This window comes from Pseudomonas sp. SC3(2021) (assembly GCF_019856535.1).
In the GTDB taxonomy this organism is placed as follows: domain Bacteria; phylum Pseudomonadota; class Gammaproteobacteria; order Pseudomonadales; family Pseudomonadaceae; genus Aquipseudomonas; species Aquipseudomonas monsensis.
Window position 1 is genome coordinate 5,910,799 of the sequence record NZ_CP082236.1, and the last position, 16,603, is coordinate 5,927,401.

Consider the following 16,603-nt stretch of genomic DNA (forward strand, 5'->3'; position numbering starts at 1 on the left):
GATGGCCCTGCAACTGAGTTTTGCCGAAGCCAGCGCCACCGGGCCGCGTGCGGAGAATCAGGACGCTTTGCGCCTGGTCACGCCCGCTCCGGCGCTGGCGGCGAGCAAGGGTTATCTGTTCGCTATCGCTGATGGCGTCAGCCAGTGTGCCGATGGCGGACTGGCTGCGCGTTCGACCTTGCAGGCGCTGGCGCTCGACTACTACGCCACACCGGAAACTTGGAGCGTGGCCCAGGCACTAGACCGTCTATTGCTCGCGCAAAATCGTTGGCTGCAGGCCAATGGCGGTGGCCAACCCTTGCTCACCACCGTCAGTGCTGTGGTCATGCGTGGTCGGCGTTTTACCCTCGCCCACGTTGGAGATTGCCGGGTGTATCGCTGGCACGGCGATAGTTTGCAGCGGATCTCTGAAGATCACGTCTGGGATCAGCCGGGTATGCAGCACGTGCTCAAGCGCGCGCTGGGGCTGGATCAGCATCTGGTGCTGGATTTTCTCGACGGAGAGCTGCGTGACGGTGAAAGCTTTGTGCTGCTCAGTGACGGTGTCTGGTCAACGCTGGGCGATACCGCGATTGCAGCGATTCTGCGTGATCAGCCGGATCTGCGCAGCGCCGCGCAAACACTGGTCAATGCCGCGCATCTGGCGGGGAGCCAGGACAATGCCAGTGCATTGCTGGTGCGCGTCGATGCGCTGGGTGAAGCAAATATCGGCGATGCATTGATTCATTTGCAGCAATGGCCCCTGCCGCCGCCGCTGAAACCTGGCCAATCCTTCGAAGGCTGGCAGGTTCAGGGGATTGTCGCTCAGAGTCAGCAATCGCTGCTGTATCGGGTTGTCGATGGACAAGGCCAGACGTGGTTGCTGAAAACCCTGCCGTCGCGCAGCGCCGATGATCCTCACGCCGGGCAAGCGCTGCTGTCCGAGGAGTGGTTCCTGAAACGTGTGGCCGGCCGGCACTTTCCTGAAGTCCATGCCTGCCAGCAGCGTCAGCATTTGTACTACGTCATGCGCGAATATTCCGGGACGACGCTGGCGCAGCTGTTTCAGCAGTACGGCCCATTGCCGCTGGCGCAGTGGCAGGATATTGCCGAGCGCCTGCTGCGCGCGGTGGGGCTTTTGCATCGACGGCAGATTGTGCACCGGGACATCAAACCGGAAAACCTGCATTGGGGTGACGACGGTGAGTTACGTCTGCTGGATTTTGGTTTGGCGTATTGCCCGGGCTTGTCCGAAGACGCGCCGTCAACGCTGCCCGGAACCCCAAGTTACATCGCCCCGGAAGCGTTTCGCGGGGATCCGCCGAGTGCACAGCAGGATTTGTATGCGGTCGGCGTGACCCTGTATTTCCTGCTCACCGGGCATTTTCCCTATGGCGAGATTGAGGCGTTTCAGCGGCCGCGCTTTGGCGTGCCGGTAAGCGCCAGTCGTTATCGGCCGGATCTGCCGGAATGGTTGGCGCAGAGTCTGGAGCGTGGTGTGGCAGCGGATCCGCAGCAGCGTTTTGAAACGGCTGAAGAGTGGTTGCTGGTGTTGGAACAGGGCGAGCGGCGCAGTTTGAGCGTGCGTCCTCGGCCATTACTGGAGCGTGAGCCACTGAAGGTCTGGCGGACGATGGCGTTGCTGGCTTTGCTTGGCAATCTGGTGCTGCTGGTTTTGTTGTTTCACAGTTGAACCACATCGCGCCATTCGCGAGCAAGCTCGCTCCCACAGGGGATTTGTGAACACCACAGCCCCCTGTGGGAGCGAGCTTGCTCGCGAAGGCGCCCGCCCAATCACCACAAATTCAACTGCCTGAATGCCCCACGAACGAGCAACCCGCTTCGAATCAGTGCAAAAAAACCATCCTCAAAATCCGTCACCCCCAATAAACCCGCCACCGTCCCCACTTGGCACAACCACTGCATTACCCCACTCAACACACACATAAAGCCCAACCTTCAACGACGAAGGCCGGGCTTCCCGAGAGAACGGGACCAGGACAAAGGCGTCCTCGCTAGGCAACTAGCGGGACGCCTTTTTTTGTTTGCGCAAAATTTCTCGAGCAAGGCCTGACTGCCCACAAGAGGCCAGCCGCCGCTCCCCGGAGACCCTGATGAAAAAACTCAAACTGGTGATGATCGGCAATGGCATGGCCGGCGTCCGCACCCTGGAAGAACTGCTCAAACTGAGCGACGAGCTCTATGACATCACCGTCTTCGGCGCCGAACCGCACACCAACTACAACCGCATCCTGCTCTCGCCAGTGCTGGCCGGTGAGCAGACTTTCGAAGAGATCGTCCTCAACGATCTGGACTGGTACCTGGAAAACAACATCAAGCTGCTGCTCAACCGCAAAGTGGTGGAGATCGACCGGGTCAAACGTCGGGTAATCGCCGAGGACGGCACCGAAGCTGAATACGATCGCCTGTTGATCGCCACCGGCTCGACGCCGTTCATCCTGCCGATCCCCGGTAACACTCTGCACGGGGTGATCGGCTACCGCGACATCGCCGACACCCAGGCAATGATCGACACCGCGAAAACCCACAAGCACGCGGTGGTCATCGGCGGTGGCCTGCTCGGCCTCGAAGCCGCCAACGGCCTGATGCTGCGCGGCATGCACGTCACCGTGGTGCACCTCGGTGAATGGCTGCTGGAGCGGCAACTGGACAAGACCAGCGGCCAACTCCTGCAAAGCGCCCTCGAGTCACGCGGCCTGCATTTTCGCCTGTGCGAGCAAACCCAGGCACTGCATGACGCCGGCAACGGTCGGGTCGGCTCGGTGCAATTCAAGAACGGCGACATCATCCCGGCCGATCTGGTGGTGATGGCCGCCGGCATTCGCCCCAATACCGAACTGGCGGAAAAGGCCGGCATCCCGTGCAACCGCGGGATTCTGGTCAACGACACCCTGCAAACCTACGACCCGCGTATTTATGCCATCGGCGAGTGCGCCAGCCATCGCGGCATCGCCTATGGCCTGGTAGCACCGCTGTTTGAACAAGCCAAGGTCTGCGCCAACCACCTCGCACAATTGGGATTCGCCCGTTATCAGGGCTCGGTAACCTCGACCAAATTGAAAGTCACCGGCATCGACCTGTTCTCCGCCGGCGACTTCATGGGTGGTGAAGGCACGGAAACCATCACCCTCTCCGATCCGATTGGCGGCGTGTACAAAAAACTGGTGATCAAGGATGACGTACTGGTCGGCGCCTGTCTGTACGGCGATACGGCGGATGGCGGTTGGTATTTCCGGCAGATTCGTGAGAATCACGCCATCGGCGAGATCCGCGATCATCTGATGTTTGGGGAAAATGCGTTAGGCGATGTAGGACATCAAGGCCAGGACAAAGCCATGAGCATGGCCGACACCGCCGAAGTCTGCGGCTGCAACGGCGTGTGCAAAGGCACCATCGTCAAGGCGATCCAGGAACACGGCCTGTTCAGCGTCGACGAGGTGAAAAAACACACCAAAGCTGCCAGTTCCTGTGGTTCCTGCACCGGGCTGGTCGAGCAGATCCTGATCAACACCGTCGGCGGCGCGGCGGACGTCAAACCGAAAAGCGAAAAAGCCATCTGCGGCTGCAGCGACCTCAATCACGGGCAGATTCGCCAGGCCATTCGCGAGCAGCATCTGCTGACCATCGCGGGCGTCATGAGCTACCTCAACTGGCGTACACCCAATGGCTGTGCAACCTGCCGGCCGGCGCTCAACTACTACCTGATTTCCACCTGGCCCGGCGAAGCCAAGGACGATCCGCAATCGCGCCTGATCAACGAACGCGCCCACGCCAACATTCAGAAGGACGGCACCTACTCGGTGGTTCCGCGGATGTGGGGCGGCGTGACCAACCCTTCGGAACTGCGGCGGATAGCCGACGTAGCCGACAAGTACAACGTGCCCATGGTCAAGGTCACCGGCGGCCAGCGCATCGACCTGCTGGGGATCAAGAAGCAGGACTTGCCCGGCGTCTGGAAGGACCTCGACATGCCCTCCGGCCACGCCTACGGCAAATCCATCCGCACCGTTAAAACCTGCGTCGGCAGCGAGTTCTGCCGCTTCGGCACGCAGAATTCGACGCAGTTGGGCATCGAACTGGAACACGACCTGTTCAACATGTGGTCACCGCACAAAGTGAAGCTGGCCGTCTCCGGTTGCCCACGCAACTGCTCGGAAGCGGGGATCAAGGACGTCGGCATTATCGGCGTCGACTCCGGCTGGGAGATGTACATCGGCGGCAACGGCGGGATCAAGACCGAAGTCGCCGAGTTCTTCGTCAAGCTCAAGACCGCCGAAGAAGTCCGTGAATACAACGGCGCCTTCCTGCAGCTCTATCGCGAAGAAGCCTTTTACCTCGAACGCACCGTGCACTACCTGCAACGGGTCGGCATGGAGCACATCAAGCAAGCGGTGCTTGAAGACCCGGAGCGCCGCAAAGCCCTCAACGAACGCCTGCAATTCTCCCTGTCGTTCGAACAGGACCCGTGGAAAGAGCGTCTGGCGCAGCCGCAACTGAAGAAAGAATTCGACGTGATTCCCGTGAAAAACCTGGAGGTACCGGCATGAACTGGCTCGATATCTGTGCCCTGGATGAAATCAATGCGCTCGGTTCGCGGATCATTGCTGGCCCCAAAGGCGACATCGCGATTTTTCGTACAAGCGACGATGAGGTTTTCGCTCTCGATGACCGCTGCCCACACAAGGGCGGCCCGTTGTCGCAGGGTTTGATCTACGGTAAGCGCGTGGCCTGTCCGTTGCACAACTGGCAGATCGACCTGCAAACCGGCGAAGCCCAGGCCCCGGACATCGGCTGCGCGCACCATCATCCGGCCCGGGTCGAGAACGGCCGGGTGCAACTGGCGCTGCGGGATGCCGTCTGATGAACCGCAAGACGACCGCCTCGACCTGCTGCTATTGCGGGGTCGGCTGCGGCGTGCTGATCGAACATGACGGCGAGCGCATCCTCGGCGTCAGCGGCGATCCGGCGCATCCGGCCAACTTCGGCAAACTGTGCAGCAAAGGCTCGACCCTGCACCTGACTGGCGACCTTGCGGCGCGCGCGCTGTACCCGGAGCTGCGCCTGGGCAAGGGCCTGGCGCGCAGCCGCACCGATTGGGACACCGCACTGGAACACGCCGCCAACGTATTCGCCGAGACCATCGCCGAACACGGCCCGGACAGCGTGGCGTTCTATATTTCCGGCCAGTTGCTGACCGAGGACTACTACGCCTTCAACAAGCTCGCCCGGGCGCTGGTCGGCACCAACAACATCGACAGCAATTCACGGCTGTGCATGTCTTCGGCAGTGGTTGGCTACAAGCGCAGCCTCGGTGCCGACGCGCCACCGTGCAGCTACGAGGATCTGGAACTCAGTGATTGCGTGATGATCGTCGGCAGTAACATGGCCTACGCACATCCGGTACTTTTTCGTCGGCTTGAAGAGGCAAAATCCCGCCGCCCACAGATGAAGGTCATCGTCATAGATCCCCGCCGCACCGACACCTGCGACTTGGCGGATCTGCATCTGGCCATTCTGCCGGGCACCGATGTCGCTTTGTTTCATGGGATTTTGCATCTGCTGTTGTGGGAAGACTGGATCGATCGCGACTTCATCAAGGCGCACACCGAAGGCCTTGCCGAGCTGAAGAACCTGGTGCGCGATTACACCCCGCAAATGGTTGCGCAACTGTGCGGGATCAGCCTCGAGCAATTGCAGCAATGTGCTGAATGGGTGGGCACGTCAGCGAGTTTTCTGTCCTTGTGGTGCATGGGCTTGAACCAGTCCACGGCCGGCAGCGCGAAAAACAGCGCATTGATCAATCTGCATCTGGCCACCGGGCAGATTGGCCGTCCGGGAGCAGGACCGTTCTCCCTTACCGGTCAGCCGAATGCCATGGGCGGGCGGGAAACCGGTAGCCTGGCGAATCTGTTGCCCGGCCATCGAGAGGTCGCCAATCCGCAACACCGCGCCGACGTGGCGCACTACTGGGGTGTAGAGCGGCTACCGGAAACCCCCGGGCTCAGCGCCATCGAACTGTTCGAGCAGGTGCGCAATGGCAAGATCAAGGCGCTGTGGATTGCCTGCACGAACCCGGCGCAATCGCTGCCGGATCAGAGCGCGGTGCGGGCAGCGCTGCAAGCCTGCCCGTTTGTCGTACTGCAAGAAGCCTTCCGCACCACCGAAACCGCTGCGTTCGCCGACCTGCTCTTGCCCGCTGCCAGTTGGGGCGAGAAGGAAGGTTCGGTGACCAATTCCGAGCGTCGTATTTCCCACGTGCGCAAAGCCATTCTCCCACCCGGTGAAGCGCGAGCGGATTGGTCGATCACGGTGGACTTTGCACAACGGCTGGAGAAACGCTTGCGCCCCGAGGCGCCAAGCCTGTTTGCCTTCGATCAATCCGCGCAGTTATTCGATGAATACAAACTGCTGACGCGCGGTCGGGATCTGGACTTGTCCGGAATCAGTCACGCCTTGATTGATGAGATCGGGCCGCAGCAATGGCCCTTCCCCATCGGCGCCCGAAAAGGGACGGCGCGCTTGTACGCAGACGGCATTTTTCCTACGGCCAACGGGCGCGCTCAGTTCATGGCCGAGCCTTACCGAGCGGCCAAAGAGCAGCGTGATGCGCGCTTCCCGTTGACATTAATCACCGGGCGCCTGCGTGATCAGTGGCACGGTATGAGCCGTACCGGTACCGCTGCTCAATTGTTTGGGCATGTCAGCGAGGCGCAGTTAAGCCTGCATCCGGATGAATTGCGTCGGCATCGCTTGCAGCCTGGCGATCTGGTCAACCTGAAAAGCCGTCGGGGCGCCGTGATCGTTGCTGTTGGCAGCGACGACAGCGTGCGTCCGGGACAGGCGTTTTTACCCATGCATTGGGGCGATCGTTTTCTCAAGGGCGGTGTGAACAATCTGACCCAACCGGCGTTCGACCCGTTGTCGAAGCAACCGGAGCTCAAACACAGTGGCGTGCGCCTGGAGAAAGTGGACTTGCCGTGGCAACTGTTCGCCCTGATCGAGGGCGATGTTCAACGGCATATCGAGGCCCTACGCCCTCTCTGCGAGGCGTTTTCCTACGTCAGTCTCAGCCTTGTCGGACGTGAACGATCAGCATTGCTGATACGCGCAGCCAGCCACGAGGCACCGGATGCGCCATTGCTCGGTGAAATCGACCGATGCCTTTCGCTCAGCGACGGCCCGGTGTTGGCCTACGACGATCCGCGCCGTGCCATTGGCAAGCGTGTGCGCATTGAAAACGGCCGGATCACGGCGATTCGCCTCGCCGGCGAAACCCTCGCCCAGCATTGGCTGCAAGGGTTGTGGCTGGAAGGCCGTGCGGATGAACAACTGCGGCGCTGGCTGCTGGCGCCCATGAGCGCGCCGCCGGGCAGTGCCGGGGCGCAAATGGCTGTGGATAAAACCCTGTGCAACTGCAAAAACGTCAGCCTCAACGCGGTCTGCGCCGGCATTCGCCGGGGCTTGGATCTGCAGGGTCTGAAGAGCCAGCTGGGCTGCGGCACGCAATGCGGCTCGTGTGTCCCGGAAATAAAACGCTTGCTGGCTGCCAACCTGCAGCCAGCCGTCATCTGATGAGGAACACACCATGAATGCGAAAGTCTGGCTGGTGGGTGCAGGGCCGGGTGATCCGGAACTGCTGACCCTCAAAGCGGTACGCGCCTTGCGCGAAGCCGATGTGGTGCTGATCGATGACCTGGTCAACGGCGCGGTGCTGGAACACTGCCCTGCCGCGCGCATCATTGCGGTGGGCAAACGGGGTGGATGCAGATCGACACCGCAGGCCTTTATCCATCGACTGATGCTGCGCTATGCCCGCCAGGGCAAGTGCGTGGTGCGGCTCAAGGGCGGCGATCCGTGCATTTTCGGACGTGGTGGTGAAGAGGCACAGTGGCTGCGTGAGCGTGGCGTTGAAGTGGAATTGGTCAATGGCATCACTGCAGGGCTGGCCGGGGCGACGCAATGTGATATTCCGCTGACGTTACGCGGCGTGGCGCGTGGGGTGACACTGGTGACTGCACACACGCAGGACGACAGCCAGTTGAACTGGCAGGCACTGGCGCAGGGCGGCACGACGCTGGTGATTTATATGGGCGTGGCCAAGCTGGGCGAGATTCGCGATCAACTGTTGGCGGGCGGGATGGCGGCGGATACGCCGGTGGCGATGATCGAGAATGCGTCGTTGCCAGCGCAGCGCGAATGCCGGAGCAATCTGACGTCAATGATTGACGATGCGTGCAGGTTTGAACTCAAGAGCCCTGCCATTCTGGTGATCGGCGCAGTGGCGGCTGTTGTTGAAGATCAAAAGATCGCAGCCTGCGGCAGCACCTGCACAGGGACCGCGTTCGTCTCGTAAGCCCAAATCGCAGGCAAAGAAAAGCCCGGCCTGAGCCGGGCTTTTCTCGGAGCGGCAGCTAATTACTTAGCTTGAGCTTCAACCTGCGCTTCTACGCGACGGTTTACAGCACGGCCAGCTTCAGTTTTGTTGTCAGCAACTGGGCGGGTTTCGCCATAGCCGATCGACTGAACGCGGGACGATTCAACACCGTACTGGTTGGTCAGAACTTGCTTAACGGCGTTTGCACGACGCTCAGACAGTTTCTGGTTGTAAGCGTCAGGACCGACGGAGTCAGTGTGACCTTCAACAGTGGTGTGAGTGGCTGGGTACTGCTTCATGAAGTCAGCCAGGTTCTTGATGTCAGCGTAGCTGTTTGGCTTGACGACCGACTTGTCGAAGTCGAATTTCACGTCCAGCTCTACACGAACAACTTCAGCAACTGCTGGGCAGCCATCAGCGTCAACAGTTACGTTGGCTGGGGTGTCCGGGCACTTGTCAACGTTGTCGCAAACGCCATCGTTGTCGCTGTCGGAGCAGACTTCAGCTGGTGCTGGAACTGGAGCAGCAGCAGGCTTGGAGCCGCCACCGAAGTTCACACCGATACCAACGCTAGGAGCCCACTCGGTGTCGCCCTGGTCGATGTTGTACTGAGCTTCAACGCCGGCACGAGCGTAGAAGTTGTCGGTGAAGTACAGCTTGGCACCGCCACCAACGTTAGCGAAGGTAGAACGGTTACGACCGTTCGAACCGTTCTGGTCGATGCTCTGGTCGGAGAAACCGGCCGAGACGTATGGACGCAGCATGTCGCCTGGGTTGTTGAAGTGGTACAGAGCGTCCAGAGCGGTGTTAGCGCCTTTTACGTTCTTGCCATCATCGGCACGTACGTTGTGCACTTCGTCGTAGCCCAGACGCAGTTCAACGTCGTCGGTCAGGAAGTAACCGATCGAGCCGCCGAACAGGTTGCCGTTGTTCTTGAAGTTACGAGCGCTGTCGAATTGTTCTTTCTTTGCGAAGCCTTCGATTTCAACTGCGCCTTGGCCTTGTGCCAGAGCGCCGAACGAAGTGGCGGCAATCAGAGAACCAATGGCCAAGCCCAAGGTGTTTTTCAGTTTCATCCGTTAAATCCCCATCTGGTGATTGTGAAGCAGTCCCGCAAACCGGGGGACAACTCGGCGGCAAGTCTATCAGAACTTGCCTACACGTAAGAGATATTTGCGCTGAACTAAGTTTCAGCAATGCCTGCAAATTTCTCACGCAATTTATCTAGAGCACGTTTGTAACGCATTTTTGTCGCACTCAAACCCATGTGCATGATGTCTGCGATCTCCTGAAATTCCAGCTCTGCGACAAATCGAAGCACCAGAATTTCGCGGTCAATCGGGTTCACATACACCAGCCAGCGATCAAGCCCGCCCTTCTCCTCGGGTTTCGGCGCCTTTTCTTCGGACGCTTCCTCGAGGGGGTCAAGACTCAATGCGTCCATCAAGCGACGCTTTCGCCGTTCCTTCCGATACTGCGTAATACATTCGTTGTACGTGATGCTGTAGAGCCACGTTTTGAACTTCGATTTCCCCTCGAAGTTCTTCAGGCCGTACAGCACCTTCAACATGACTTCCTGACAGACATCGTCTGCGTCGCGATCGTTCCCAAGATATCTCGCACAAACGTTAAATAATGTTCGCTGGTAACGCCGCATCAGCTCTTCATAGGCGCGCGTAACGTGAAACAGCTCGGTATGCGAGCGCGCGACCAACTCCTCATCAGAGAGCTCACGGGGGTCATAGCGCGTGGATAGCGTTTGGGCTTTATTCAAAACAAGTCGTGCCGACAGTCAGGTCAATGTCCGCCGCTACCCTCTCAGGGCATTTTGCGGCGGCATACATTAGCAGGGTTTGCCGGGTTAGCGGCTACTCACATGCTGTTCCAGCAGGATCCGATTGGAGAGTGAGACTAGCTCACCCTCATCGGTCAACAATGTGGTTTTAACCGTGCCGATCTCCTCGATCTGGCCTTCGACCTCACCAACACGCACTTGTTGCCCAACCTGATACAACTCACGCACATAGATTCCCGCAAGAATCTGACCGGCAATTTCCCGGCTGCCCAGCCCCATTGCCAGCGCAACCGCCAGACCAACGGTAATCAAAACGATGACGATCACATGGTTCAGCAGGTCGGTCTTGACCTCGAGCTGGCTGATTGCGACCGAGATGCTGATGATGATCACCAACCCTTGGGCAATTCGACCCAAACCCGAAGCGTAGTCCAGCCCTACGCCTTCTGCCGCCCCGCGCACCAGCCCGTTGGCCAGCTGAGCGAGCAAGACACCCACCAGCAGCACCAGGCCAGCGCCGAAAACCTTCGGCAAATACAACGCCAGCATGTCGAGCGTAGCTGAAACTCGCTCAAGCCCAAGAGACTCTGCCGCAGAAACCAGAAAAATCAGCAGAACGAACCAATAGACGATTTTGCCGATCAAGGTCGAAATCGGTACCTGCAAACCCGCCCGCGACATCAACTTGGTCAGTCCGGTGCCGCCCATCAGGCGATCAAGGCCCAGTTTGGCGAGCAATTTGGACAGCAAGGTATCGAGCAGCTTCGCCACCACGAAACCCAACAGCAGCACCACCAGGGCGCCGAACAGATTCGGAATGAAGTTGGCGACTTTGGTCCACAACGCAGTCATTGCAGTGACGAGGCTCTGAGTCCAGAGATCAAGTTCCATATTCAATCAGCCTTATCAGCAGTGCGGTCAGCAGGTTTACGAAGACGGGAAACCGGCGAGACGTGGGCCGATCCGTTATTCAGGGCGATCATCAGCGCGGGCAGCCAACGGCCCAGCAGGCTGAACAGATCACCGGCGCCAACCTGGCGGTTGGCGGTTTTGAGTACGCGGCCCAGGCACGCATCGTCGTCGCGGCTGGACGGCGAAGCGTTGAGCATGTCACGCAAAGACTGTTCAAACGGATCGTGCATACGCACCTCTCGTGATGTCTGTGAAAGACGCGGGCAGATTTGGTCGGGTCACATGCGCCATCTTCATACCCAGCGCAAACGACGGAATAACCACCACTGACCGCAGGCCAGGGCGAGTACCGTCAGACAGGCAATCAGGAAACCATAAGGGCTGCTGGAGAACGGGATACCGCCGACGTTTATGCCCAGCAGACCGGTGATGAAACTCATCGGCAAAAAGATGCAGGTGATGATCCCGAAGCGGTACATGGTGCGATTCATGCGCTCGCTCAAACGCCGGTCTTCGGCCTCCAGCACAAGCCCCACGCGCTCTCGGGTCAATTCGAGCTCTTCGAGATAGCGGGTCAGGCTGTTGTTGAGTTCGTTCCAGTAATCGGCATCGTCATCGACAAACCACGGCAGTTTTATCCGCGTGAGTTGTCCGAAAATATCCCGCTGCGGTGCAAGAAAACGCTTTAGTCCGGCCGCCCGACGACGGATGTGCAAAATGGCGCCATGCTCGGGAGTATACCGTTCGTCGGCATCCATCTTTTCTTCTTCCTCATCGGCGATTTCCGAGAGGCAAGTGACCAGATCCTGCACCTTGTTGGTGAGGAACTGCGCCAGATAAAGAATGAGTTCGGAGGAAGTTTTCGGGCCTTTGCCGTCCGCCAGTTGAGCCAGCAACTCATCGGTGGCACGCAATGGACGCAGACGCAGGGAGATCACTCGCTGGGCGCTAGCAAAAATCCGCACCGAAACCATGTCTTCAGGTTCAGCCCCCGGATTGAGGTTGACCCCGCGCAGAAACAGCAGCAGCTCGGAATCGGGCAACGGCAACAGACGCGGACGGGTGTTCTCTTCCAGCAGCAGGTCGCAGGTGAACTCGTTGAGTCCACTGGACCGACGCAGCCAGGTCTGGGTTTGCGGATGGCTGCGATCCCAGTGCAGCCACAGGCTTTCATGCGCCTGCAGCTGCAAATCGTCGAGCTCGGTCCGGGCTATCGAACGCGCACCGCCTTTACCGTCCAGCACCAGGGCATGCACCAGCCCCCATTGCGCGTTTTCTTCCTCGAACATCCGCATCCCTTGGTCGTACCGCAGTTTATTCAGGCATCTTCAGCGGACTCGGCGAGACGATCACGCCGTTGTTGTCCGCATAAATGTACTGGCCGGGGTGAAACGTCACGCCCGCGAAGGTCACCGGGACGTTGAGGTCGCCGATGCCGCGTTTTTCAGTCTTCTTTGGATGGCTGGCCAGGGCCTGAACGCCCAGATCGGTCTGCGCGATCACGTCAACGTCACGGATGCAGCCGTAGATCACCAGCCCTTCCCAGCCGTTTTTCGCAGCTTTCTCGGCAATCATGTCGCCCAGCAGCGCGCAACGCAGCGAACCGCCGCCATCGACCACCAGCACCTTGCCATTGCCCTGGTGTTCGGCTTGTTCTTTGACCAGCGAGTTGTCTTCGAAGCATTTGATGGTCACGATTTCGCCGCCGAAGGAATCACGGCCGCCGAAATTGCTGAACATCGGTTCCAGCACCTGCACCAGCTCCGGATAGGCGTCGCACAGGTCAGGCGTGAGGTAATGGTTCATCGAAAAACTCCTGTAACAAGGAAGACGATCAAGGATGTCGCACTCTGTTGAAACGAGTCCCGGCGGTCGCTGTTTACCTTAGTTCATGCAATGGTCGCTGAACGAACCTGAACAATTGCTGAAACGTAATAGCTAAACAGCCACTAAATATGACCAAAATTGCACAATGCGTCATATCTTAGCCGCAAGCCGATCTGAACGAAATGGCCTTTTCAGCGCCTGCGGCTCAAACCGCCGCGGCCAGATCCGGTTTCTCGCCCAGCAGTGGCGTGTGCTGATCCTGCAGCCAGCGCGCAACCAGTGGCCAGACTTCGGCCTGCGCCGCTTTGCTGACCAGCATCTCGACATGCCCGAAGTTGTCGCTAAAGCCCTGCTCACGCCCCAGGTTGACGAACTGTTTGTGCTCGGAACCGATTTGCTCGAACAGCTTGCGACAGGCCCACGCCGGGGCCTGATGATCTCCCGCTGCCGTCACCGCCAGCACCGGCACCTGAACCTCGGAGAGACCGGCCCACCAATCCTTGTCCTTGTCGCCAAAACGGCCGAACAGGCCGTACCAGCGCATGCTTTCCAGCGCCAGACCGATCGGCTCGTCTTCCGGACCACGCTTGAGACGCGAGCCGGACAATTGCGCGAAACGCTTGAGAATGAAGCGCCCGCTCCACTCCACTGGCGGGATCTTCAGCGGCCAGTAGGTGCGGCTGACCTGGGTACCGAAAAACGCCGCCGAGGCCACGGCCGGCTCGCCAAGGTATTCGCCGCCGAGCGCCGCCGCCAGGGTGATGCCGCCCAGCGAATGGCCGATCCAGTGCGGCACCTGCCCGCTCTGCTCGCGCACGAACGCGGCAATCGCCGGCAGATCGTAACGGGCGTAGTCGGCCACACGATTGCGGCGGTAATCCTCATTGCGCTGCGACAGGCCGTGGCCGCGCATCTCCGGGATCCACACGTCGTAGCCCAGACGCGTGAGGTACGCGCCCAATCCCAGGCCCTTGGGGGAAAACCAGAAACGCCGGTTGGAGAAACTGCCGTGCAGCAAGATCACCGGCACGCCACGGGACGCCGGTTCATCGGCCATGCCCAAACGGGTCACGGCGATTTCCACGGACCAGTCCGGGCTGTTGCCGGGTTTCAAGCGATACACGTCTTCGCTCAGATCACCGCGACGTTCGGCGCTGATCAGGGCGACGGGAAATAGGTTGCTGCTGCTTTGCATAATGCTCTTGCACAAAAAAGGGCGGCATCTACAGGAGCCCGCCCTACTTGAATTTCAAGGCTCCGCCCCCAGAAGGGAGCGGGCCGTTCACATACTGATCAGGCCTGCGCCTGACCTTCCGCCAGGAAGAACCAGGTTTCCAGCACGGTGTCCGGGTTCAGCGACACGCTTTCGATGCCCTGCTCCATCAGCCACTTGGCCAGATCAGGGTGGTCGGACGGCCCCTGACCGCAGATACCGATGTATTTGCCGGCCTTGTTGCACGCAGCAATCGCATTGGCCAACAGCTTCTTGACCGCCGGATTACGCTCGTCGAACAGGTGCGCGATGATACCGGAGTCGCGGTCCAGGCCCAGTGTCAGCTGAGTCAGGTCGTTGGAACCGATCGAGAAACCGTCGAAGAATTCGAGGAATTCCTCAGCAAGGATCGCGTTGGAGGGCAATTCGCACATCATGATCACGCGCAGACCGTTGTCGCCGCGCTTCAAGCCGTTTTCGGCCAGCAGATCGACAACCTGGCTCGCTTCGCCGAGGGTACGGACGAACGGCACCATGATTTCGACGTTGGTCAGGCCCATCTCGTTGCGTACACGCTTCAGCGCGCGGCATTCGAGTTCGAAGCAGTCACGGAACGATTCGCTGATGTAACGCGAAGCGCCACGGAAGCCCAGCATCGGGTTCTCTTCTTCCGGCTCGTAGAGCTTGCCGCCGATCAGGTTGGCGTATTCGTTGGACTTGAAGTCCGACAGACGCACGATGACTTTCTTCGGCGCAAAAGCGGCCGCGAGAGTGCTGATGCCTTCTACCAGTTTCTCGACGTAGAAACCGACCGGATCATCGTAACCGGCGATGCGTTTATCAACGCTGTCCTTGATCTCTTGTGGCAGACCGTCGTAGTTCAACAGCGCTTTCGGGTGGACGCCGATCATGCGGTTGATGATGAATTCCAGACGGGCCAAGCCCACACCGGCGTTCGGCAGTTGCGCGAAGTCGAAAGCGCGGTCCGGGTTGCCGACGTTCATCATGATCTTGAACGGCAGCTCTGGCATGGCGTCGACCGAGTTCTTCTTGATGTCGAAGCCCAGTTCGCCTTCGAAGATGTACCCGGTGTCGCCTTCGGCGCAGGACACGGTCACACCCTGGCCATCCTTCAGCAGTTGGGTGGCGTTACCGCAACCGACCACTGCCGGAATGCCCAGCTCGCGAGCGATGATCGCTGCGTGGCAGGTACGACCGCCACGGTTGGTGACGATGGCGCTGGCGCGTTTCATCACCGGTTCCCAGTCCGGGTCGGTCATGTCGGACACAAGCACGTCACCCGGCTGGACTTTGTCCATCTCGGACACGTCTTTGATGATGCGCACTTTGCCGGCGCCGATGCGCTGGCCGATGGCACGACCTTCGACCAGCACGGTGCCGGTTTCTTTCAACAGGTAACGTTCCATGACGTTGGCCTGGGTGCGGCTCTTCACGGTTTCCGGACGGGCCTGCACGATGTACAGCTTGCCGTCGTCACCGTCCTTGGCCCACTCGATGTCCATCGGGCAGCCATAGTGCTTCTCGATGATCATCGCTTGCTTGGCCAGCTCGCTGACTTCAGCGTCGGTCAGGCAGAAACGCGCGCGCTCGGCCTTGTCGACATCGACGGTCTTGACCGAACGACCGGCCTTGGCCTCGTCGCCGTAGATCATCTTGATCGCCTTGCTGCCCAGGTTGCGCCGCAGGATCGCCGGACGACCGGCCTCCAGCGTGCCCTTGTGCACGTAGAATTCGTCCGGGTTCACCGCGCCTTGTACAACGGTTTCGCCCAGGCCGTAGGCGCCGGTGATGAACACCACATCACGGAAACCGGATTCGGTATCGAGGGTGAACATCACGCCGGCAGTGCCGGTTTCCGAACGCACCATGCGCTGCACGCCAGCCGACAGGGCGACCAGTTTGTGGTCGAAGCCCTGGTGCACGCGGTAGGAAATCGCACGGTCGTTGAACAGCGAAGCGAACACCTCTTTGGCAGCGCGGATAACGTTTTCCACGCCACGGATGTTCAGGAAGGTTTCCTGCTGACCGGCAAACGAGGCATCCGGCAAGTCTTCGGCAGTGGCGGAAGAACGCACGGCCACGGCCACGTCAGGGTTACCGGCCGACAGCGCGGCGAACGCGGTGCGGATCTCGGTGTTCAGTTTTTCAGGGAATTCGGCGTCCATGATCCATTGGCGGATCTGCGCGCCGGTCTTGGCCAGCGCATTGACATCGTCGACGTCCAGGGCGTCGAGAGCCTTGTGGATCTGATCGTTGAGGCCGCTCAGTTCGAGAAAGTCGCGATAGGCCTGCGCGGTGGTGGCGAAGCCGCCGGGGACCGACACACCGGCACCCGCCAGGTTGCTGATCATCTCGCCCAGGGATGCGTTCTTGCCCCCCACATGCTCAACATCGTGTTTGCCGAGCTTATCGAGGGAAACTACGTACTCTACCAAGGTGATCTCTCCACTAACTGTGTTGG

The 16,603-nt window shown here is 59.7% G+C and carries 13 protein-coding genes; 5 read left to right on the forward strand and 8 right to left on the reverse strand.

The genetic code is table 11. The features are described from left to right. Nucleotide 1: 1 nt before the first annotated feature. The 5 genes from K5Y35_RS26185 to cobA all read left to right on the forward strand — a co-directional run bounded on the left by K5Y35_RS26185 (nucleotide 2) and on the right by cobA (nucleotide 8,353). On the forward strand, nucleotides 2–1,672 hold the full coding sequence (locus K5Y35_RS26185) for a bifunctional protein-serine/threonine kinase/phosphatase (RefSeq protein ID WP_222833332.1): 1,671 nt from the start codon (nucleotides 2–4) through the stop codon (nucleotides 1,670–1,672). A gap of 421 nt (nucleotides 1,673–2,093) precedes the next feature. Beyond that, nucleotides 2,094–4,547, forward strand: coding sequence for a nitrite reductase large subunit NirB (gene nirB, locus K5Y35_RS26190; RefSeq protein WP_123463624.1), 2,454 nt, complete (start codon nucleotides 2,094–2,096; stop codon nucleotides 4,545–4,547). Beyond that, a complete protein-coding gene (nirD, locus tag K5Y35_RS26195; protein ID WP_123463626.1) occupies nucleotides 4,544–4,861 on the forward strand; it encodes a nitrite reductase small subunit NirD in 318 nt (105 codons plus the stop codon). Before nirB ends, nirD begins: the two co-directional genes overlap by 4 nt. Further along, nucleotides 4,861–7,572: a nitrate reductase gene (locus K5Y35_RS26200; RefSeq protein WP_222833333.1), complete on the forward strand. Its 2,712-nt coding sequence runs from the start codon at nucleotides 4,861–4,863 to the stop codon at nucleotides 7,570–7,572. The genes nirD and K5Y35_RS26200 overlap by 1 nt, the downstream gene beginning before the upstream one ends. A gap of 13 nt (nucleotides 7,573–7,585) precedes the next feature. After that, nucleotides 7,586–8,353: a uroporphyrinogen-III C-methyltransferase gene (gene cobA / locus K5Y35_RS26205; protein ID WP_222833334.1), complete on the forward strand. Its 768-nt coding sequence runs from the start codon at nucleotides 7,586–7,588 to the stop codon at nucleotides 8,351–8,353. A 62-nt stretch (nucleotides 8,354–8,415) separates the two neighbouring features. Here the strand turns inward: cobA and K5Y35_RS26210 are convergent, their stop codons facing one another. The 8 genes from K5Y35_RS26210 to ppsA all read right to left on the reverse strand — a co-directional run bounded on the left by K5Y35_RS26210 (nucleotide 8,416) and on the right by ppsA (nucleotide 16,577). After that, the gene (locus K5Y35_RS26210) at nucleotides 8,416–9,450 is read right to left on the reverse strand and encodes an OmpA family protein (RefSeq protein WP_123463633.1); all 1,035 of its coding nucleotides are present in this window, start codon (nucleotides 9,448–9,450) and stop codon (nucleotides 8,416–8,418) included. Between the two features lie 107 nt (nucleotides 9,451–9,557). Then, complete coding sequence (sigX, locus tag K5Y35_RS26215; RefSeq protein ID WP_011333251.1) at nucleotides 9,558–10,148, reverse strand: RNA polymerase sigma factor SigX; 591 nt, start codon at nucleotides 10,146–10,148, stop codon at nucleotides 9,558–9,560. Between the two features lie 87 nt (nucleotides 10,149–10,235). Then, complete coding sequence (locus K5Y35_RS26220) at nucleotides 10,236–11,060, reverse strand: mechanosensitive ion channel family protein (RefSeq protein WP_123463635.1); 825 nt, start codon at nucleotides 11,058–11,060, stop codon at nucleotides 10,236–10,238. Nucleotides 11,061–11,062: 2 nt separating this feature from the next. Beyond that, nucleotides 11,063–11,311 (reverse strand): CrfX protein, encoded by a 249-nt coding sequence (locus K5Y35_RS26225; protein ID WP_123463637.1) that lies wholly within the window; start codon nucleotides 11,309–11,311, stop codon nucleotides 11,063–11,065. Nucleotides 11,312–11,374: 63 nt separating this feature from the next. Continuing rightward, on the reverse strand, nucleotides 11,375–12,370 hold the full coding sequence (locus tag K5Y35_RS26230) for a zinc transporter ZntB (protein WP_123463639.1): 996 nt from the start codon (nucleotides 12,368–12,370) through the stop codon (nucleotides 11,375–11,377). A gap of 25 nt (nucleotides 12,371–12,395) precedes the next feature. Then, nucleotides 12,396–12,887 (reverse strand): ribonuclease E activity regulator RraA, encoded by a 492-nt coding sequence (gene rraA / locus K5Y35_RS26235; RefSeq protein WP_128616022.1) that lies wholly within the window; start codon nucleotides 12,885–12,887, stop codon nucleotides 12,396–12,398. 226 nt (nucleotides 12,888–13,113) lie between these two features. Continuing rightward, the gene (locus K5Y35_RS26240) at nucleotides 13,114–14,103 is read right to left on the reverse strand and encodes an alpha/beta fold hydrolase (protein WP_222833335.1); all 990 of its coding nucleotides are present in this window, start codon (nucleotides 14,101–14,103) and stop codon (nucleotides 13,114–13,116) included. A gap of 98 nt (nucleotides 14,104–14,201) precedes the next feature. Further along, complete coding sequence (gene ppsA / locus K5Y35_RS26245) at nucleotides 14,202–16,577, reverse strand: phosphoenolpyruvate synthase (protein WP_123463645.1); 2,376 nt, start codon at nucleotides 16,575–16,577, stop codon at nucleotides 14,202–14,204. Between the last annotated feature and the right edge of the window lie 26 nt (nucleotides 16,578–16,603).